Source organism: Rhodococcus sp. 06-462-5 (assembly GCF_002258315.1).
In the GTDB taxonomy this organism is placed as follows: domain Bacteria; phylum Actinomycetota; class Actinomycetes; order Mycobacteriales; family Mycobacteriaceae; genus Rhodococcoides.
Genome location: NZ_NOYD01000012.1, coordinates 189,005 through 209,093, shown reverse-complemented (window position 1 = coordinate 209,093; position 20,089 = coordinate 189,005). Strand labels below are relative to the sequence as shown.

Annotated in this window: 15 protein-coding genes; 11 read left to right on the top strand and 4 right to left on the bottom strand. The window is 64.3% G+C overall.

Going from position 1 to position 20,089, the window contains the following annotated elements:
- The first annotated feature begins 54 nt into the window (after window positions 1-54).
- The gene (locus CH251_RS06790) at window positions 55-1,749 is read left to right on the top strand and encodes an MDR family MFS transporter (protein ID WP_094612448.1); all 1,695 of its coding nucleotides are present in this window, start codon (window positions 55-57) and stop codon (window positions 1,747-1,749) included.
- 78 nt (window positions 1,750-1,827) lie between these two features.
- On the opposite strand, the gene CH251_RS06785 is transcribed toward CH251_RS06790, so the two are convergent.
- Window positions 1,828-2,508: a TetR/AcrR family transcriptional regulator C-terminal domain-containing protein gene (locus CH251_RS06785; RefSeq protein WP_094612447.1), complete on the bottom strand. Its 681-nt coding sequence runs from the start codon at window positions 2,506-2,508 to the stop codon at window positions 1,828-1,830.
- Between the two features lie 390 nt (window positions 2,509-2,898).
- Between CH251_RS06785 and CH251_RS27705 the strand changes: the two genes are divergently transcribed.
- From CH251_RS27705 to CH251_RS06770, 3 genes are all read left to right on the top strand, one after another.
- Window positions 2,899-4,374 (top strand): ice-binding family protein, encoded by a 1,476-nt coding sequence (locus tag CH251_RS27705; RefSeq protein WP_256978874.1) that lies wholly within the window; start codon window positions 2,899-2,901, stop codon window positions 4,372-4,374.
- 3 nt (window positions 4,375-4,377) lie between these two features.
- Window positions 4,378-5,055, top strand: a complete 678-nt coding sequence (locus tag CH251_RS06775) for a class F sortase (RefSeq protein ID WP_256978873.1) — start codon at window positions 4,378-4,380, stop codon at window positions 5,053-5,055.
- Window positions 5,056-5,157: 102 nt separating this feature from the next.
- Window positions 5,158-7,269, top strand: coding sequence for a glycosyltransferase family 39 protein (locus tag CH251_RS06770; RefSeq protein WP_179273548.1), 2,112 nt, complete (start codon window positions 5,158-5,160; stop codon window positions 7,267-7,269).
- Window positions 7,270-7,286: 17 nt separating this feature from the next.
- On the opposite strand, the gene CH251_RS06765 is transcribed toward CH251_RS06770, so the two are convergent.
- The 3 genes from CH251_RS06765 to CH251_RS06755 all read right to left on the bottom strand — a co-directional run bounded on the left by CH251_RS06765 (window position 7,287) and on the right by CH251_RS06755 (window position 10,828).
- Window positions 7,287-9,188, bottom strand: coding sequence for an HNH endonuclease signature motif containing protein (locus CH251_RS06765; protein WP_094612555.1), 1,902 nt, complete (start codon window positions 9,186-9,188; stop codon window positions 7,287-7,289).
- A 181-nt stretch (window positions 9,189-9,369) separates the two neighbouring features.
- Window positions 9,370-9,768: an ASCH domain-containing protein gene (locus tag CH251_RS06760; protein ID WP_094612446.1), complete on the bottom strand. Its 399-nt coding sequence runs from the start codon at window positions 9,766-9,768 to the stop codon at window positions 9,370-9,372.
- Window positions 9,769-9,775: 7 nt separating this feature from the next.
- Window positions 9,776-10,828 (bottom strand): endonuclease/exonuclease/phosphatase family protein, encoded by a 1,053-nt coding sequence (locus tag CH251_RS06755; RefSeq protein ID WP_179273562.1) that lies wholly within the window; start codon window positions 10,826-10,828, stop codon window positions 9,776-9,778.
- Between the two features lie 100 nt (window positions 10,829-10,928).
- On the opposite strand from CH251_RS06755, the gene CH251_RS06750 reads away from it, so the two are divergent.
- The 7 genes from CH251_RS06750 to CH251_RS06720 are packed head-to-tail and all read left to right on the top strand — an operon-like array spanning window position 10,929 to window position 20,056.
- The gene (locus tag CH251_RS06750) at window positions 10,929-11,741 is read left to right on the top strand and encodes a TIGR03084 family metal-binding protein (RefSeq protein WP_094612445.1); all 813 of its coding nucleotides are present in this window, start codon (window positions 10,929-10,931) and stop codon (window positions 11,739-11,741) included.
- Window positions 11,738-13,432 (top strand): acyclic terpene utilization AtuA family protein, encoded by a 1,695-nt coding sequence (locus CH251_RS06745; protein ID WP_094612444.1) that lies wholly within the window; start codon window positions 11,738-11,740, stop codon window positions 13,430-13,432. Before CH251_RS06750 ends, CH251_RS06745 begins: the two co-directional genes overlap by 4 nt.
- On the top strand, window positions 13,429-14,577 hold the full coding sequence (locus CH251_RS06740) for an acyl-CoA dehydrogenase family protein (RefSeq protein WP_094612443.1): 1,149 nt from the start codon (window positions 13,429-13,431) through the stop codon (window positions 14,575-14,577). Before CH251_RS06745 ends, CH251_RS06740 begins: the two co-directional genes overlap by 4 nt.
- Window positions 14,574-16,172, top strand: coding sequence for an acyl-CoA carboxylase subunit beta (locus tag CH251_RS06735; protein WP_094612442.1), 1,599 nt, complete (start codon window positions 14,574-14,576; stop codon window positions 16,170-16,172). Before CH251_RS06740 ends, CH251_RS06735 begins: the two co-directional genes overlap by 4 nt.
- A gap of 4 nt (window positions 16,173-16,176) precedes the next feature.
- The gene (locus CH251_RS06730; protein WP_094612441.1) at window positions 16,177-18,147 is read left to right on the top strand and encodes a biotin carboxylase N-terminal domain-containing protein; all 1,971 of its coding nucleotides are present in this window, start codon (window positions 16,177-16,179) and stop codon (window positions 18,145-18,147) included.
- Window positions 18,144-19,304 carry an acyl-CoA dehydrogenase family protein gene (locus CH251_RS06725; protein WP_094612440.1) on the top strand — a complete coding sequence of 387 codons (1,161 nt, stop codon included), beginning with the start codon at window positions 18,144-18,146 and terminating at the stop codon, window positions 19,302-19,304. The genes CH251_RS06730 and CH251_RS06725 overlap by 4 nt, the downstream gene beginning before the upstream one ends.
- Window positions 19,304-20,056, top strand: a complete 753-nt coding sequence (locus tag CH251_RS06720) for an enoyl-CoA hydratase family protein (RefSeq protein WP_094612439.1) — start codon at window positions 19,304-19,306, stop codon at window positions 20,054-20,056. Before CH251_RS06725 ends, CH251_RS06720 begins: the two co-directional genes overlap by 1 nt.
- Window positions 20,057-20,089 lie beyond the last annotated feature (33 nt).

The following is a 20,089-nucleotide window of genomic DNA, read 5'->3' as shown; positions in this document are numbered from 1 at the left end:
TCCCAATATCGTTGTAGGACACAAGCAAATGCTACGTAAAGGTGCGTCAAAGAGATGGTAACCGAGCCTGAAGTGACCCCCGCGTCCGGCGAGTATTCGCATCGCGAGATCATGACGATTCTGTCGGGCCTGATGATGGGCATGTTCCTCGCCGCCCTCGACCAGACCATCGTCTCGACGTCCGTCCGCACCATCGCCGACGACCTCAACGGGTTCTCGGTTCTGGCCTGGGTGACGACGGCCTACCTCATCACCTCGACGGTCTCGACCCCGTTGTACGGCAAGCTGTCCGACCTCTACGGGCGCAAGCCGTTCTTCATGACGGCCATCTCGATCTTCGTCGTCGGATCGATGTTGTGCGGCATCGCGACGTCGATGTACGAACTCGCCGCCTTCCGCGCCATCCAAGGCCTCGGTGCAGGCGGTCTGATGTCGATGGCGCTGGCGATCATCGGCGATATCGTGCCGCCGCGCGAACGTGCCAAGTACCAGGGCTACTTCCTGGCGGTGTTCGGCACGTCGAGCGTGCTCGGGCCGGTCATCGGTGGTCTGCTCGCCGGGCAGTCGTCGATTCTCGGAATCACCGGCTGGCGTTGGGTTTTCTACATCAACGTCCCGCTGGGCATCATCGCGCTCGTGGTGGTGTGGCGAGTGCTGAACCTGCCGGTGTATCGCCGTGAGGCACGCGTGGACTGGTGGGGCGCAGTGCTTCTCAGTGTCGGCCTGGTGCCGCTGCTCATCATCGCCGAGCAGGGTCGTGTGTGGGGATGGAGCTCACCGCGGGCCCTGCTGTGTTTCGGAATCGGCATCGTCGGCGTCATCGCGTTCGTGCTCGCCGAGATCAAGATGGGCGACGACGCCCTGATCCCCATGCGATTCTTCCGAAACCCGTTGTTCTCGTTGTGCATTGCCGTCAGCGTCATCGCCGGTGCGGCCATGTTCGGCGGCATCTCGCTGCTGCCGCAGTACCTGCAGGTGGTCAAGGGATCCTCGCCCACGCTGGCCGGTTACCAGACCCTGCCCCTCGTCGGTGCCCTGATGGTTGCGTCGATCGTCTCGGGTCGGATGATCTCGAAGACGGGTCGCTACAAGATCTTTCCTATCGTCGGTACCGCACTGATGGCCATTGCGATGTTCGTCTTCCACTACGTGCACGCCGATACCCCGCTGTGGCAGACGATGGTCGTCATGGGCGTGTTCGGCCTCGGGCTCGGTTCGATGATGCAGCCGCTGACCCTGGCCATCCAGAATGCGATGCCGCCCAAGGACATGGGTGTATCCACCTCTGCTGCAACGTTCTTCCGGCAGATCGGTGCGACGGTGGGTGTGGCCGTCTTCCTGTCGATGCTGTTCACCCAGCTGACCCCGAAGACGAGTGACGCGTTGGTCGCCGCGAGTTCGACGCCGGCGTTCCAGCAGGCAGTGCAGAGCGCATCAACGAGTTCCGATCCGCTCGAATCGGGTTTCGCCCGAGCCATCGCCTCGGGTGACGCCTCCGTCGCAGGCAGCGCGCTGCAGGACAGTTCGTTCATTCAGAAGCTCGAACCGGCTCTGGCCGAGCCGTTCCGTATCGGGTTCTCCGACGCCATGGATTACGTGTTCCTGGCCGTGTCGATCCTGATGGTCCTCGGATTCGTACTGGTGCTCTTCCTCGAGGAGGTTCCGCTGCGCACGATGTCGGGCCTGGCCGCTGCGCAGCAGGAGCGAGACGAAGAACGAGCGAACGAGGCAGGCACCGGACTGCTCTGATGGCGTGAAGTCCGATGCCGTGAATCCTGGGACCAGGGTACGGCTCGGTCCGGTGCGGGCCCGGGAGCGTCGATCCGCTCAGATCGGGATTGCGGTGATGCCTCGGAACAGCACGTCGAGACCCAACTCGAGTTCGCGGGCACCGTCGTACTCGGTGATCAGAGGTGGCAGCGTCGACAGCAGGGGAAATGTGTCGATGGGGAGTCGGCGCAGAGCGAGGCTGAGGCGGTCGCCGGTCTCGTCCGGGTGGTCGGTCGTTTCCTGGGTCTCGCTCAGTAGATGGCCGCGTAGGAAGGAGATCATCAGCCGATAGCTCGTCAGGGCCTCGGGCAGCGTGAATCCTGCGGTGGTCAGCAGAACCAGAATGTTCTCGAGTGAGGCCAGTGACCGGGGCGTGCCCAACCCCAGTGGGGTCGCCTGAGGGCAGGTGGTCAGCAGCACCGCCGCGTGTGGGTGTTGGAGGGCGAGCTCACGGTAGTGCCGCGCAAAAATTCTGAGCTGACGCTGCCAGTCGGGGTCTGCGCAGTCGACGCAGACGAGTGTGCCCAGTACCGCATCTGCGATGGCGTCGAGCAACGCCTGTTTGGTGGGCAGGTATCGGTAGACGGTCATCGGATCGCGATGGATCGATGCCGCGAGGCTCCGGATCGTCAGGCTGTCGAGGCCGGTTCGATCGACGATGCTGAGGGCAGCGGACACCACGTACTCGCGGTCGATCTTGATACTGGAGTGTGGGCCCGGTCGGTTCGTCGTGGACATCGGTAGGCAACCTCTCGTAAGCAGTAAACCGACCGGTAAGTAGCGGCCAAACAAACTTGTTGTTCGACAACACTTTTCGCTTGACTCATTATCCTACACATGGTGTGCTGTAGCTCTACACCGTAGAGATACGGGGAAACTCTTAGTTGCGGAGTGGGCACGAGCCTCCGCTGATCGCATAGCTTTGTCACCTTGCCGAAGACCGTCGGCCGGTGACGTCATCGAATACGGAACCGCGATACCTCCACGCACTCGGATCGGTCCGGGGCGGCCGTTGAGAGTCGCGACATTACTTGCTGCGCAATCGAACTCGTCGGGGGATCGATTGCGTGGTTCACGAAGTCCGGCAACAAGTCCGCTTCGCCCAACCAGCAGAATGGTATGCAATCCATGCCCGCTACACAGCACAACCGCACGTCGACCCCCATCAGGCGTAGGGGCAGAACCCTCGTTCCGCTTGCCGGTTCGGTCGCGTTGGCCACCAGCGCACTCATGCTGATCAACGTCCCCGCAGCCGAGGCTCAACCCACCACCGTCGAACTCGGCACCGCGGAGAGTTATGCCGTTCTGGCCGGCTCCAAGATCACGAACACCGGCCCGTCGAGGATCGGCGGCAACGTCGGAGTGAGCCCAGGCGTCGGTGTCGAACCGTTCATCACCGGATTCCCACCGGGAGAGCTCACCAGTGGAGTTATCAACGACCGCAATTCGGTTGCAGCGCAGGCGAAAGCGGATCTGAGTACCGGATACGACGACGCGGCCGGTCGACCGGGAGCAACCTCGACCGGAGTCGAACTCGGCGGACAGACATTGTTGGCCGGGTTGTACGGTTCGGGCACGTTCGGCCTGACCGGAACACTGACACTCGACGCGCAGGGTAACTCCAACGCCGTGTTCATCTTCCAGGCGGCATCGACGCTGATCACGGCATCCGACAGCAGTGTCTCGCTGATCAACGGGGCCAACCCGTGCAACGTGTTCTGGCAGGTCGGAAGCTCGGCCACACTCGGCACCGGTACCGATTTCGTGGGCACGATCATGGCACGGGCGTCGATCACGGCGACCACGAATGCCGATGTGCAGGGACGGCTACTGGCTCTGGACGGAGCTGTCACCCTCGACTCGAACACGATCACCAACCCGGGTTGCGGAACCACCGAGCCGCCCGTGACCACCACACCTCCGATAACGACGACACCCCCGGTGACCACCACGCCTCCGGTAACCACCACGCCTCCGGTAACCACCACGCCTCCGGTAACCACGACATCTCCGGTGACCACCACGCCGCCCGTGACCACGACATCTCCGGTGACCACCACACCTCCCGTCACCACGACATCTCCGGGTGATGGTGGCGGTACGCCGGGCACGCCGGGTGACGGTGGCGGTACGCCGCCGATCGTCATCGAGGTGCCCCCGATTCCGGGTGTGCCGCCGGTGATCACCATCCCGCCGATCCCGGGTGTCCCCAACGTGCCGAACCAGCCGAACGTGCCGAACGTGCCGAACCAGCCGAACCAGCCGAACGTGCCGAACCAGCCGAACGTGCCGAATCAGCCGAACGTGCCGAATCAGCCGAACGTGCCGAACGTGCCGAACGTGCCGAATCAGCCGAACGTGCCGAACACGCCTGATCAGCCCAACACGCCGAATCAGCCGATCACACCGGGTGGCCCGGATCAGCCGGGCACGTACAACCCGGGTGGTCAGATCACACAGATCCCGAACGGTGGTGTCGACACCGGTGACGGCAGTACCGTGAACCGTTCGAGTGCAACGTCGTTCGCTCCGATGTGGACATTGCTGGCCGTGCTCGCGTTCGGTGCGGTCTCTGCCCTGGCTCTGACTCGTCGTCGGAACTGATCGGTGAGACCTACCGTCGAGGTATCGGTACCTCTGATTGAATCCGCCCGCACCACGACCCGTCATCGGGTCGTGGTGCGGGCGGTGGCAGCGGCGTTCCTGCTGCTGCTGTCGCTGGTTGCCGGTTGCGCAACGCCCTCGGATGCCGGCCCCGCGCAGAACGAGTCGATGCCCTCGGCTTCTGCTCCCGCCGTCGTCACGCCGTCGGGTGAGGTCGGTGCCGAATCGTCGTCGGTGCCCGGGTCCCCGCCTGCGCGACTCGAGATCGGTGCGATCGGCGTCGACTCCGACGTGATGGGTCTGGGTCTGCGTCCGGACGGCTCGATGGAAGTACCCGCGGGCGGTTTCCCCGCCGGTTGGTACACCGGGTCGCCGGTTCCGGGGCAACTCGGACCGTCGATCGTTGCGGGACATGTGGATTGGGGCGGCAGCCCCGGTGTCTTCTACCGGCTGCGCGACCTCGAACCGGGCGACGATGTCACCGTTGTCAGCCAGGACGGCAGTACGGTCCGGTTCGTCGTCAGCGCGGTGGAGCAGTATCCGAAGGATGCGTTTCCCACCGACAAGGTCTACGGAGACATCGACCACCCAGGCTTGCGCTTGATCACCTGCGGCGGCCAATTCGACTCGGATATCTCCAGCTACGACGACAACATCGTCGTGTACGCCGATCGCGTCTGAGCGAACTCTCCCGCTCACAGCAAGTTCGCAGGCTGCTCCCAGCCCGGCCGACGGTCCGTCGCACATTCTCGTAGTCGACAACTTCGACGAACAGGATCTGCGATGACTGCCCAACTCGACCGACCGGCCGCGATGCCTCCGTCGCACGCCCGCCAGCCGTCCTGGCAGGACAGGTGGTGGTATCGCCGCCGGCACCTGCTCGGGCTGCTAATTCTGCTCGCTGCCACAGCAACGCTGTACCTGTGGAACCTGACGGCAAGTGGCTACGCGAACACCTTCTACGCCGCTGCAGTGCAGGCAGGAACCAAGGACTGGACGGCGTGGTTCTTCGGATCGCTCGATTCCGAGAACTTCATCACAGTGGACAAGCCGCCCGCCGCACTGTGGGTGATGGGACTGTCGGCTCGTGTGTTCGGGTTCTCCAGCTTCAGCCTGCTTCTTCCCCAGGCGCTGATGGGTGTTGCCTCGGTGGCGGCGGTGTATGCCGCGGTCAAGCGGGTCGCGAACCCCACGGCCGGTTTGCTCGCCGGCTTCACCCTGGCGTCGGTTCCGGCGGCGGCGTTGATGTTCAACTTCGACAACCCCGACGCGCTGCTCGTTCTCCTCATGACACTCGGCGGCTACTTCGTCGTGCGGTCTCTGCAGACTTCGGCCGGGCGTCGGGCTGCAATGTGGCTCGCATTGGCCGGTGTGGCGCTCGGGTTCGCGTTCCTCACCAAGATGTTGCAGGGATTGTTGGTGCTGCCCGCGTTCGGTCTCACGTATCTGGTTGCAGGACAAGCGCAGTTACGGGCCCGGTTGCTACACCTCGTCGGCGCGTTCGCAGCGCTGATCGTCGCCGCGGGGTGGTGGGTGTTGACGGTTCAGTTGTGGCCGGAGAGCGCCCGACCGTACATCGGCGGATCCACCGACAACACCGTGATGGATCTGGTGCTCGGGTACAACGGGCTGGGCCGAATTTTCGGTAACACCGGTGGTGGCGGGATGGAAGCTCCGGCCGGAATGAGTGCGGGGGCAGCCGGGTCCAGCTTCGGTGGCTCGACCGGTCTGGACCGACTGTTCGGCAGTGAGATGGGAATTCAGATCTCCTGGCTCATCCCGGCGGCCCTGGTGGCACTGGTCTTCGGGTTGATCGCTCGTGGCCGAGCGCCACGTACCGACCTGCTGCGAGCGTCGATGATCCTGTGGGGCGGCTGGTTCCTGGTGACAGCGCTGATCTTCAGCTACATGTCCGGCACGATCCACCCGTACTACACCGTCGCGCTAGCACCTGCACTCGCGGGCATGATCGGAACCGGCGGTTACGCACTGTGGCATCGACGCGAATCGATATGGGGCAGAGCCGGTATGGCCACCATGATGGTTGCGGCCGGTACCTGGAGCTGGGTGTTGTTGCACCGCAACGCGGACTGGCTGCCGGCACTGAAATGGATCCTGTTGGTGGGGACCATCGTCGCTGCTGTGATGATTCTGCTCGCCGGGCGGTACCGAAAGCTCACCGCCGCTGCGTTGATCCTCGGAGCCGTGGCCGGTCTCGGTGGCGGCGCGTCGTATGCCATCGCTACGACGACGAACGCGCACAGTGGGTCGGTTCCGAACGCAGGTCCGACCGGTGCTGTCGTCGACGGAGGCATGGGTGGAATGCCGGGCGGCGGAATGCCCGGCGGTGGTACGCCGAGTGGCGGTGTGCCGAGTGGCGGTATGCCGACGGGAGCGATGCCGGGTGATGCTGTGCCGAATGATGCTGTTTCGGGCGATGATGCGGGCATGCCTGCTGATGCGGCAGATCTTCCGGCAGGCTTCGCCACCGGTGACGGCGGCACAGGCGGCATGCCGAGCATGGGTGGCATGGGCGGTGAGACCGACGAGGAGTTGACTGCTCTGCTCGAGTCCACGTCCACGCGGTGGTCCGCTGCGGTGAACGGTTCCATGTCTGCAGCGGGATACGAGCTGTCGTCCGATACGGCCGTCATGGCCATCGGCGGTTGGAGCGGTGATCCTGCGCCGTCGCTCGACGAATTCATCGACTATGTCACCAACCACGAAGTGACGTACTACGTGTCCGGAGGCATGGGTGGCGGTATGGCTCGTGGGGGAATGGGCGGTGACTCGGAGAGTACGTCCTCGCAGATCCAGGAGTGGGTCGAGGCGAACTTCACGGCGACCACGGTCGGCAGCGCGACGGTGTACGACCTGAGTACCTACGCAGGCTGACACCCACGAACGACCACTCACAGTTGTTCCGCCGCAGACGTATTCGACTGCGGCGGAACGCCTGTGTGCACTCCCGGGTCCGGTCGGAAGGGCGGTGGCTCGTCCTCGGGTACAGAGGCGGGCATCGGGGTCGGTTGTGGATTCGTCGGCCTCCGGGTCGACGAATCGCGCTGAGGTGCCGACCCTCGCGGCTTCGAGTGGATCTTCGGTAGGTGGCTGAAGTCCGCGAGTTGTGTCGTGCCTGGAACGGTGACTGCGGTGGTGCCGGCATCGGAGATCCAGAACTCGACCCCATCGGCGAGCATGACAGGAGTCCACAGACCCATGGTCTTGAGGCCGTGGTGGTAGCGGCACAGGCAGTGCAGGTTGGTGTCGATGGTCCAGCCTCCCGTCGATGGGTTGCGATGGAGATACGGGACGATGTGGTCGATCTCGCATTGCTGGGCCGGGACATCGCAGCCTGGGTGTCTACAGGTGCGATCGCGGTATCGAATACGTTCTGCGAGTGCAGTAGTGGGCCGATAGGCGAGTGCTCCGGGTGGTGGCAGCGCCAGGCCACCGTGCCCGTCTGCGTGCAGCGCGAGCCCAAGGGTGGGATCTGCTGCGATGGCCGCTTCGAGTTCGGCAACGAAGGTGTAAGTGCCGCGATACGGCGTGGCGACACAGCTGCTTCGTGGTGGTTGTGCTGACTTCGGTGCCCGAGGGGGCCGAGGAACAGAACCACCGATCCGACGACGACCGCGCCCCAGCGGATGAAACACCACATGCGACCTGTTGCCCCCGGACCTGCTGTTCTTTGTCCTACGTGCCGTCGATCCTCGGGTCTTCTTCTGGCCACCTCTCGATCCGCTTGGGTTCTTCCGACTGCTGCCGCTGTCGGAACTGCTGTCGGCACCCTTGTCTTCGGTGTCGGTGTCGGTGTCGAGATCGATGAGTGATTCCAGGTCGTCGCCGTAACCGAGTTTCTCGGCGAGGTTGCGTGCCTCGGTGAGAAGAATCTGCCAGTGAGCGTTGTCGGCGAGTTCCCGGGCGTATTCGGCATCGATGGTGCCGTGCCCGGACAGGTGAGCAGGATTGGACAGCAGACCGGCGAGCGTGGCGAGGTCGACCGTGATCACCGTCAGCGGCGCACGCCGATCCGGGCGTGAGGTATCTGCCGTGCACGGATTGTCATCGTCGGGCTCGCACAAGCATGCTATCGACGACTCCTGATGCAGCAGAGCAACATACGCGGCTGCGCGCTTCTGCCCTCTGTTTCGCGGATCGCGTCGGCACACGGTAGCGGCCATCTCGTTGATGAGTTGCCAGGCCGCGGCGGCGTCGGCCGCGGTGAGGTCGGCTTTCAGCGTCGACAACACATCTTTGTCGGTGTATGTGACGTTGGTGTGCCGTTTCAAGTCCTTGCGTAGAGCGGCAGCCTGTTCAGGAGCGATGCGAAACATGATCGACCAGATTTCCGTCGCCAGAGGGCCCGGTGACAGGCGTCGGGCGGCGTACAGAACCTCGCTTTGGACGGCCGTCGCCGCGTCCTGCGTCAGGTTGTGGGTGCAGCGGTAGATCGCGCGGACGCGGGGCAGATCGAGTTCGCCGGCCTCGAACGCGGCCGCGACGGCGGGAAGTCGCAGTCGAAGGTCCATTCCGACCTCGGCGTATGTGTTCGCAACGGTCTTCGAGCAACCCAGGACGTGCGCAATTTCGGAAGCCGCATAGTTGCCCGCGTCCTGAATGACATCACCGACGAGGACGTTCTGATGAATGCACGTGTCCCAGATGGCGGCGGCCAGAGCGACCTTGCGAGCGCACGCCTGATTTTCCAGAATCGCGACATCTCGAATCTCGGCCAACGAAGCAGGCTCGATGTACGGCTTCGATTGTGGCCCGAGATAGGCCGCGAACCGACTGCGCGTCGATGTGGTCACTGCGTCATCGCCCCGCGGCAGATGGTCCAACGAAAAGTAGAACGTGCGTTCGATAGTACGCCCCTGCGAAGCGTTCGTCAACACCAATAGTGTTGCGACGAAACAGAATCGAACTGTAAGTGCCTATACACCTAGCCACTGACACGATGTATTGACCCGGACGCTGAGTCAGGGCGCGCGGTCACACGAGTGCGAACCGCTCCAGCACCACCTGGGTGTCGTCGTTCACGGTGAAGTGTGGATCGCCCAGCTCTTCGCGGACCTCCGCCGACTGCCAGAATCTTTCGTGCCCGGCCCGCCACTGTGCGACGTCGACGTATCCTTCGCCCTCGTCCAGCGCGTGTTGCAGCGAAACATCACGCAGCGCAACGATATCGACGCCTGTGGTCTCGATGACTCCCACCGGGACGCCCGCCGAATCCACCACCGCGCCGCGTTCGCCGACTCTCGGCAGCTCCTCGTCGACATACTGCGCCAACAGGCTTGCTGTACTGGTCTTCTCGCCGGAAAGAACGGCCGCGACCAGGGCATCCCGCAGGGGGCCGGGATACGCGAATTCGACAATCGGTAGGTCGGTCACGCGCCCATCATATTTCGAGGTCGGCCCACACCAGTCGGTGGTCCGAGGGATGTTCCGCCTGATTCGGCCAATACACCTGAGAATCGACAACCGTCAGATCGTCCGAGGGCAACACGTAGTCCACGCGCAGGTCGCCCGGCGTCGGGTCGGCGAAATCTGCTGTGTCCGTGCCATGTTCGGCCGAGGTGGGTGCCGGATCCTGAACCCGCGGAAGGTCGAGAACCTGCGCGATGGCACCGGCAACCGAATCACCGTCGACCGGATCGCTGTTCTGATCACCCAGCATGACGAACGACGCTCCGTCCTCGAGCCCACCGCGCACACCGTTGTCGTCGTAGAGGTAGTCCGCGCCCGAGATGTAGTCGGCACTGAGCCTGATCTCGTCGTGGTTGCGCTTGCCGTTGCGGTCCTCGGGTCCGTCGAAGGACGGGGGAGTGGGGTGCGACGCCAGCACGTGCAGCGTCTTCCCGTCCACGTCGATCGGCACGTCCCAGTGCGATTTGCTGGACAGTCGAAGCCGGTCGGACACGTCGCCGTAGTAGTCGCGCGGCAACAGCGAATCCGGCATGTCCTTCCACAAGAAATTCTGGAACGTGCGTACCGAATCGGTCGCGATCGGATATTTCGAGTACACGACCATCCCGTACTGGCCCGGGAACTGACCGAACCCCCAGGCGTCACCCGGTCCGCCGAGTTCGCCATCCCGGTCCAGGTCGAGCCCCGAATCGACGCCGGTGTTCACGGGCGCGGTGAAGGAGTGCGGGTACTGCCCGTCGAGGTAGTTGTCGTTGAACAGGGCCACTGCGTCGTCGCCCGAAAAGTCGAACTCGTTGACCAGCAACACATCCGGTGAGTTCGCGGCGATCACATCGGCTGCCGCGCGAGCCTGAGCGTTCTCGCCCTGCAGGTCGGTCATCAGCTGCCCGGCTGCGGATCGATTGAGGCTGGCGTTGAACGTCGCCACCCGGATGCTCGACGGTTCGTCGGTGGCGGTGTCCGCAGAGGAGCAACCGGCAGCCATGAAGGTCAGGGTAACGGCGACGGCCGCGAGTCTCGACATTTTCACGTTCCGCACCGTAGAGACGGCAAGCGAACGTAAGGTTACGAATTAACAAGCAAGCGTGCTTGCTTTTTTCAGGACCTCCTGTGAAGCTGGGCTCATGGCAGACCTCGACCCTCTCGTCGACGACCTACGCGCCGAGGGCAACGACCTCGATGCACTCGTGGCCGAACTGACCCCGGAGCAATGGGCGGCACCGACACCGGCCGCGGGCTGGACCGTCGCGCACCAGATCGCACATCTTTCCTGGACCGATCACGTCGCGGAGCGAACTACGTCCGCAGCGTCCGGCGATATCGAGGCCAAGGAGGAGTTCGCTCTCACTCTGAAGAAGGCATGGGAGAACCCCACCGGCTTCGTCGACGAGGCCGCCGAGGAAGAATCTCGTAACCCGAACCTCCTGAACCAATGGCGAACCCGACGCACCGCCATGACGGACGCGCTGATGCGGGTGCCGTCGGGGACCAAGATCGACTGGTTCGGACCCCCGATGAGCGCCGCGTCCATGGCCACAGCGCGTCTGATGGAGACCTGGGCACACGGCCAGGATGTCGCGGACGCACTGGGCGTCACCCGCGTCGCCACCGACAGAATCCGCGGCGTCGCGCACATCGGCGTCCGCACAAGGGATTTCGCCTACGCGGTCAACGAGCAGGCTCCGCCCACCGAACCGTTTCGCATCGAGCTCACCGCACCGTCGGGTGAGCTCTGGACGTGGGGACCCGAGGACGCTGCCCAACGCGTCAGCGGACCGGCCCTCGACTTCTGCCTCCTCGTCACCCAGCGCGCCCACCGCGACGACCTCGACATCCATGCCGACGGAACCGACGCCGCGCACTGGCTCACCATCGCCCAAGCCTTCGCAGGCCCTCCCGGGGTCGGACGGCCACAGTCAGGACGAGAGACAGCATGACCGTACGAATCGGTAATTGCTCCGGCTTCTACGGAGACCGCCTCTCCGCCATGCGTGAAATGCTCGAGGGCGGTGACCTCGACTACCTCACGGGTGACTACCTCGCCGAGCTGACGATGCTCATCCTCGGCCGCGATCGGATGAAGGACGCGACCCGTGGCTACGCCAAAACCTTTCTGCGGCAAGCAGAGGACTGTCTGGGCCTGGCGCTGGACAAGGGTGTCAAGATCGTCGCCAACGCAGGCGGACTCAACCCCAGAGGCCTGGCCGACGCATTGGAGAAGCTGGACTCCGGCGCGAAGATCGCCTACGTCGACGGCGACGACCTCCTCGGTCGAGCGGCCGAACTCGTCCTCGGCAGCCCGCTGACCGCAAATGCCTACCTCGGCGCGTGGGGCATCGTCGAATGCCTGAACTCCGGGGCGGACGTCGTCGTCACCGGGCGCGTCACCGACGCCAGCGTCATCGTCGGACCTGCAGCAGCCCACTTCGGCTGGACGCCGACCGATTACGACGCGTTGGCGGGGGCCGTGATCGCCGGACACGTCATCGAGTGCGGAACGCAGGCGACTGGCGGCAACTACTCCTTCTTCACCGAGATCGCCGACATGTCCCGTCCCGGATTCCCCATCGCCGAGATCGAGTCCGACGGTTCGTCCGTCATCACCAAGCACGAAGGCACCGGCGGTGCCGTCAACGTGGGCACCGTGACCGCTCAACTGCTGTACGAAATCACCGGCGGGCGTTACGCGAACCCCGACGTCACCGCGCGCATCGACTCGGCGGTCCTCACTCAGGAGTCCAGCGATCGGGTGACCATCACCGGCGTGACCGGCGAAGCGCCGCCGCCCACCTTGAAAGTGTCGCTCAACTCGCTCGGCGGGTTCCGCAACGAATTCACCATGGTGCTCACCGGGCTCGACATCGAAGCCAAGGCAGAACTGGCGCAACGACAATTCGAGTCCTGGCTCACGGCGCGGCCGACCGAGCTGGACTGGACCCTGGTACGCACCGACAAACCGGACGCCGAGACGGAGGAGACGGCCAGCGCGCTGCTGCGCTGCGTCGCCCGCGACAGCAACCCCGACGTCGTCGGACGTCAGTTCTCGGCGGTGGCAGTCGAACTGGCACTGGCCAGCTATCCCGGGTTCTCGGTGACCGCGCCACCCGGAAACGGTGCTCCGTACGGCGTGTTCACCGCCGGCTTCGTCGACGCAGCCGAAGTACCGCACACCGCGCACCTGGCCGACGGGACCGAGACTTCCGTAGCTCCGTCGCAGCAGACGCAGGTGCTGGAGCCCGTGGAAGAACCGGCGCTACCGGCACCGCGAGCGGACGAGGCGACCATCCGGCTCCCACTCGGCACTATCGCCGCGGCCCGAAGCGGCGACAAGGGCGGCAACGCCAACGTCGGTGTCTGGGTTCGTACCGATGACGAATTCGCCTGGCTGGTACACGCATTGACGGTCGAGACTCTCAAGCAGATGCTGCCCGAGGCCGAGCCGCTCACCGTCACCCGCCACGTTCTGCCGAATCTGCGAGCCGTGAACTTCGTCATCGAGGGCATCCTCGGCCAGGGCGTGGCTTCTCAGGCCAGATTCGATCCACAGGCCAAGGGACTGGGCGAGTGGCTGCGGTCGCGGTACATCGACATCCCCGAAACCCTGGCATTCAAAGGAGACTTCACATGAGTATCTGGACGACGCCGGAGCGTCAACAGCTTCGAAAGACCGTGCGTAGCTTCGTCGAACACGACATCGCACCGCACATGAATCAGTGGGAAGCCGACGGCGAAATTCCGCGTGATCTGCACAAGAAGGCGGCGGCTCTCGGTCTGCTCGGAGCAGGCTTTCCCGAAGAGGTCGGTGGCAGCGGCGGGGATCTGGCCGACGCGGTCGTGATCTGCGAGGAAATGCATCAGGCCGGTGCGTCGGGTGGCTTGTTCGCGTCGCTGTTCACCTGCGGAATTGCGTTGCCGCACTTGATTGCGGCCGGTGATCGGCAGCAGATCGAGAAGTGGGTCGAGCCCACGTTGGCGGGGGAGAAGATCGGCTCGCTGGCGATCACCGAGCCGGGTGGCGGTTCGGACGTCGGCCACCTCAGGACGAAGGCGGTCAAGGACGGCGATCACTACGTCGTCAACGGATCCAAGACATACATCACCTCGGGGTGCCGAGCAGATTTCGTCGTCACTGCGGTCCGTACCGGAGGCGAAGGCGCAGGAGGTGTCTCCCTGCTCGTCATCGAGAAGGGCACACCCGGGTTCGAGGTGACGAGCAAGCTCGACAAGATGGGTTGGCGCGCATCGGACACCGCAGAGCTGTCGTTCGTCGACGCCCGCGTCCCCGTCGCGAACCTCGTCGGTGCCGAGAACAGCGGCTTCGCGCAGATCGCACAGGCATTTCTCACCGAGCGCATCGCTCTCGCTGCTCAGGCCTACGCCAGCGCGCAGCGATGCCTCGATCTCACTCTGCAGTGGGTCCGCGATCGTGAAACCTTCGGAAAGCCGCTCATCGCACGGCAATCCGTACAGAACACCGTCACCGAAATGGCGCGCAAGATCGACATCGCGCGGGTCTACACGCGATCCCTCGTCGAGAGGTCCATGGCCGAGAATCACGACTTCATCGCCGAGGTCTGCTTCGCGAAGAACACCGCCGTCGAATCAGGAGAGTGGGTCGCCAATCAGGCGGTACAGCTCTTCGGCGGGCTCGGCTACATGCGCGAGAGCGAGGTCGAGCGGCAGTACCGCGACATGCGCATTCTCGGCATCGGTGGCGGCACCACCGAGATCCTCACCGGACTGGCAGCAAAACGATTGGGGTATCAGGCATGAGCGTGCTGAAGTCCACCCTCGACACCGCATCGGAGCAGTACACCGGAAGCGTCGAGGCGATGAACACCAAACTCGGCGAGATCGACGCCGAGCACTCGAAGGCACTGCTGGGCGGCGGTCAGAAGTACGTCGAGCGACACAAGAAGCGCGGCAAGCTTCTGGCGCGTGAACGCATCGAGTTGTTGATCGACGAGGACTCGGCGTTTCTCGAACTGTGCCCACTCGCGGCCTGGGGCAGCGACTTTCCCGTCGGGGCCAGCACCGTCATGGGTATCGGCGTCGTCTGCGGCGTCGAATGCCTCATCGTCGCCAACGATCCGACGGTCCGCGGCGGAGCCAGCAACCCGTGGACGCTGAAGAAGGGGTTCCGCGGCAACGACATCGCCACGCAGAACCGGCTTCCGGTGATCTCCTTGGTCGAGTCCGGTGGAGCCGATCTACCGACGCAGAAGGAGGTGTTCATCCCCGGCGGTCGCATGTTCCGTGATCTGACGCAGCTCTCGGCGGCGGGCATCCCCACGATCGCCCTGGTGTTCGGTAATTCCACTGCCGGTGGCGCGTACATCCCCGGCATGTCCGATCACGTCGTGATGGTCAAGGAACGCTCGAAGGTCTTCCTTGCCGGCCCACCGTTGGTGAAGATGGCGACCGGCGAGGACTCGGACGACGAGTCGCTCGGCGGGGCCGAGATGCACGCCCGAAAGTCCGGTCTCGCAGACTACTTCGCCGTCGACGAGCAGGATGCCATCCGCATCGGACGCAGCATAGTCTCCCGATTGAACTGGAAGAAGAAGGGCCCCGAGCCTCGGGTCGATGTCATCGAGCCGCTGGCCGACCCCGAGGACCTGCTGGGCATCGTCCCCACCGATCTGAAGATCCCGTTCGATCCGCGCGAGGTCATCGCCCGCATCGTCGACGGTTCCGACTTCGACGAGTTCAAGCCCATGTACGGCGGATCGCTCGTCACCGGATGGGCCGAGCTGCACGGCTATCCGATCGGCATCCTGGCCAACGCCCGCGGTGTGCTCTTCAGTGAAGAATCGCAGAAGGCAACACAGTTCATCCAGCTCGCCAATCGGTCGAACACCCCACTTCTGTTCCTGCACAACACGACCGGATACATGGTCGGCAAGGAGTACGAAGAAGGCGGGATGATCAAGCACGGCGCGATGATGATCAACGCCGTGTCCAACTCCACGGTGCCGCACATCTCCATTCTGCTCGGTGCGTCCTACGGAGCCGGTCACTACGGCATGTGCGGACGCGCATTCGATCCGCGATTCCTCTTCGCCTGGCCGTCCAGCAAATCCGCCGTCATGGGCGGCGCGCAACTCGCGGGTGTCATCTCCATCGTCGGACGCGCCGCCGCCGAGGCTCGCGGACAAGCCTTCGACGCCGAAGCCGATGCCGGAATGCGCGCAATGATCGAAGGCCAGATCGAGGCCGAGTCGATGCCGATGTTCCTCTCCGGACGCCTCTACGACGACGGCGTCATCGACCCCCGTGATACCCGCACGGTGGTGGGAATGTGCCTGTCGGCCATCGCCACCGCCCCGATCGAAGGCACCGCCAACTTCGGTGTCTTCCGGATGTGACGCCATGACCATAACGTCCGTTCTCGTAGCCAACCGCGGCGAAATCGCCCGACGAGTCTTCACCACCTGCCGCGCCGAGGGCATCGACACGGTCGCGGTCTTCTCCGACGCCGATGCCAATTCCCCGCACGTGCGTGAGGCCGACCAGGCAGTGCGGCTACCCGGCAACAGCTCGGCCCAGACCTACCTGCGCGGCGAGCTCGTCATCGCGGCAGCTGCGGCCGCCGGAGCCGACGCCGTGCATCCGGGATACGGATTCCTCTCCGAGAACTCCGATTTCGCGCAGCAGGTGCAGAACGCAGGCCTGACCTGGATCGGGCCGCCCGTCAAGGCCATCGAACTGATGGGCTCGAAGGTCGAGTCCAAGAAGATGATGGCCGATGCCGGAGTTCCGGTGCTGACCCAGCTCGATCCCGAGTCGGTCACCGAGAACGAACTGCCGGTGCTGATCAAGGCCTCCGCGGGCGGCGGCGGGCGCGGCATGCGCATCGTGCGTAACCTCGAGAACCTGGATTCGGAGCTCGAAGCTGCCGGCCGCGAAGCGCTTTCGGCCTTCGGCGACGGAACGGTGTTCGTCGAGCGGTACATCGAGACCGGTCGACACATCGAAGTGCAGGTCATGGCAGACCGATTCGGCACGGTGTGGACGGTGGGCGAGCGTGAGTGCTCGATCCAGCGCAGGCACCAGAAGGTCGTCGAAGAGGCACCGTCGCCGCTCGTCGAACGCATCGACGGCATGCGCGAGAAGCTGTTCCATGCAGCGACGCTGGCCACCGAGGCAATCGGATACGAGGGTGCCGGCACCGTCGAATTCCTCGCCGACGAGAAGGGCAACTTCTTCTTCCTGGAGATGAACACACGTCTGCAGGTGGAGCATCCGGTCACCGAATGCACCACGGGACTGGACCTGGTGGCCTTGCAGATCAGGGTCGCCGCGGGGGAGCGGTTGCCCGCCGAGCAACCCAAGACGCGTGGACACTCCATCGAAGTTCGCCTCTACGCGGAGGATCCGGCCCAGGACTGGCAGCCACAGAGCGGGGCCGTGCACCGATTCGAGATCCCCGGCGCGCAGTTCGAGGTGCTGGCCAAGTCCGGCATCAGGGTGGACTCCGGCGTCGAGAGCGGCAGTGTGGTGGGAACTCACTACGACCCGATGCTCGCGAAGGTCATCTCGTTCGCGCCGACGCGGGATCAGGCTGCGAACTTGCTGGCGAAAGCGTTGCAGAAGGCCACCGTTCACGGCCTGAAGACCAACCGCGATCTGCTGGTCAACATTCTCCGACATCCGGCGTTCCTGGCCGGGGACACCGACACGGCGTTCTTCGACACGCACGGGCTCGAGGTTCTGGCTCAGCCGATCGCACAGGGCCGTGCCCAGGAACTGTCGGCTCTCGCAGCTGCTGTGGCCGACGCAGCGGCCAATGTCGCGCGAGCGCGAGTGAATCGGGGACTGCCCGGTGGCTGGCGCAATCTCCGGTCCCAGCCGCAGCGCAAGACATACAACGACATCACCGTCGAATATTCGATCGGACGCAGCGGACTCACTTCCTCGGTGGGGGGCGTCGAACTCGATGGCGTCGAACTGGTCGAGCACACGCCGACCTCGGTGACGCTCGACGACAACGGAATCCGTCGCATCTTTCAGGTGAGCAGCTACGGGTCGGACGTGTTCGTCGATTCCGCACTGGGCCCGGTCAGGTTGATCAAGGCCCCGCGGTTCACCGATCCCACCGACGAGGTCGCGGCGGGTTCGCTCCTCGCGCCGATGCCGGGCAGCGTCATCAGAATCGCTGCTGCGCAGGGCGATACCGTCACCGCCGGGCAGCCGATCCTGTGGCTCGAGGCGATGAAGATGGAACACACGGTGACCGCCCCTGCCGACGGTGTCCTCACCGAACTGAACGTCACAGAAGGTCAACAGGTCGAAGTCGGCGCAGTTCTGGCCGTGGTAACCGAAGGAGCAGAACAATCATGAGTTTCATCGAGACCGAAGAGCAGAAGGGACTGCGCAACGCAGTCTCGTCACTGGGCAAGCGGTACAACTACATCGACTACGTTCTGCCCAAGGCGCGCAAGGGCGAGCCGCTGACCGAGCTGTGGAACGAGGCGGGCAAGCTCGGCTTCCTCGGCGTCAATCTGCCCGAGGAGTACGGCGGCGGTGGCGCAGGCATCTACGAGCTCGCGCTCGTGCAGGAGGAGTTGGCCGCGCACGGTGCCGGTCTCCTGCTGGTGGTCGTCAGTCCGGCCATCTGCGGCACCATCATCGGCAAGTACGGCACGCCCGATCAGAAGCAGGAGTGGCTCACCGCCCTCGCCGACGGTTCCAAGATCATGGTCTTCGGTATCACCGAGCCCGACGCCGGATCCAACTCGCACCAGATCACCACGACGGCGCGTCGCGACGGTGACGAGTGGATTCTCAAGGGCAACAAGATCTACATCTCCGGTGTCGATCAGGCCGATGCGGTCCTTATCGTCGCACGGACCGAGGACTCCAAGACCGGCAAGCTCAAGCCTGCCCTGTTCATCGTGCCCACGGACGCTCCCGGTTTGCAGAAGACGCAGATGGAGATGGACATCGTCGAGCCCGATCACCAATTCGTGCTGTTCCTCGACGACGTCCGGCTCCCCGCCGAAGCACTCGTCGGCGAGGCCGACGCCGCCCTGATGCAGCTGTTCGCGGGACTGAACCCCGAGCGCATTCTCGGTGCCGCGATGGCCATCGGAATGGGCCGGTACGCCATCGACGCAGCGGTGAAATACGCCAAGGAGCGCACCGTCTGGAAGACGCCGATCGGAGCGCATCAGGGTCTCGCGCATCCGTTGGCGCAGTGCAAGATCGAACTCGAACTCGCCAAGCTGATGATGCAGAAGGCCGCGGTGCTCTACGACTCCGGCGACGACTTCGGCGCTGCCGAGGCGGCCAACATGGCGAAATACGCTGCGGCCGAAGCCAGTATCAAGGCGCTGGATCAGGCGATCCAGACCCACGGTGGTGCCGGCCTGAGCAGTGAGTACGGCTTGGCTGCGATGCTCGGAGCTGCCCGTATCGCCCGTGTCGCGCCGGTGAGTCGGGAGATGATCCTGAACTTCGTGAGCCAGCACTCGCTCGGATTGCCGAGAAGCTACTGATGGCCGTTCTCGTCGAGTCGGGCAAGGACACAGCGTATTTGACGCTGGATTCGCCGGAAAACCGGAACGCGCTGTCCTCGGTGTTGGTCGAGGAGCTGACGGCCGGCCTCATCGCTGCGGCGCACGACGACGACGTCAGAACGATAGTGCTCGGCCACACCGGTAGCACGTTCTGTGCCGGTGCCGACCTCCGAGAAGCCGGATCATCACCGGAGCTGCGTACCCGGCAGATGCTCGACCTGATGCGGTTGATCATCGACACCCCCAAACCCGTCGTCGTGCAGATCGACGGACATGTGCGGGCAGGCGGGATGGGGCTGGTCGCGGCGTGCGATATCGCAGTTGCCGGACCCCAGAGTTCGTTCGCGCTGACGGAGGTTCGCCTCGGCCTGGCCGCATCGGTCATCTCGGTGGCCGTGCTACCGCGGCTTTCGTCCCGCGCGGCGAGTCGCTTCTTCCTCACCGGGGAGACGTTCGACGGTGCCACCGCCGAGGCGATCGGTCTGGTCACCGTGGCCGACGCCGTTCCCGCGGCAGCGGTGGCCGACTACATGATCATGTTCAGGAAGTGCTCGCCGCAGGGCTTGGCCGAGTCGAAACTCCTCACCACGGCCGCGATCCGGCGCGAGATCGACGAGCGCGGGACGGCCGTCGCCGAGCAATCGGCCAGGTTGTTTGCGTCCGATGAGGCCCGAGAGGGGATGATGTCCTTTCTGGAGAAGAGGCCACCGTCCTGGGTCGTCGAGAAATAGGGCGGCCGAGCGTCGGTAGGAAGGAGTACGGCG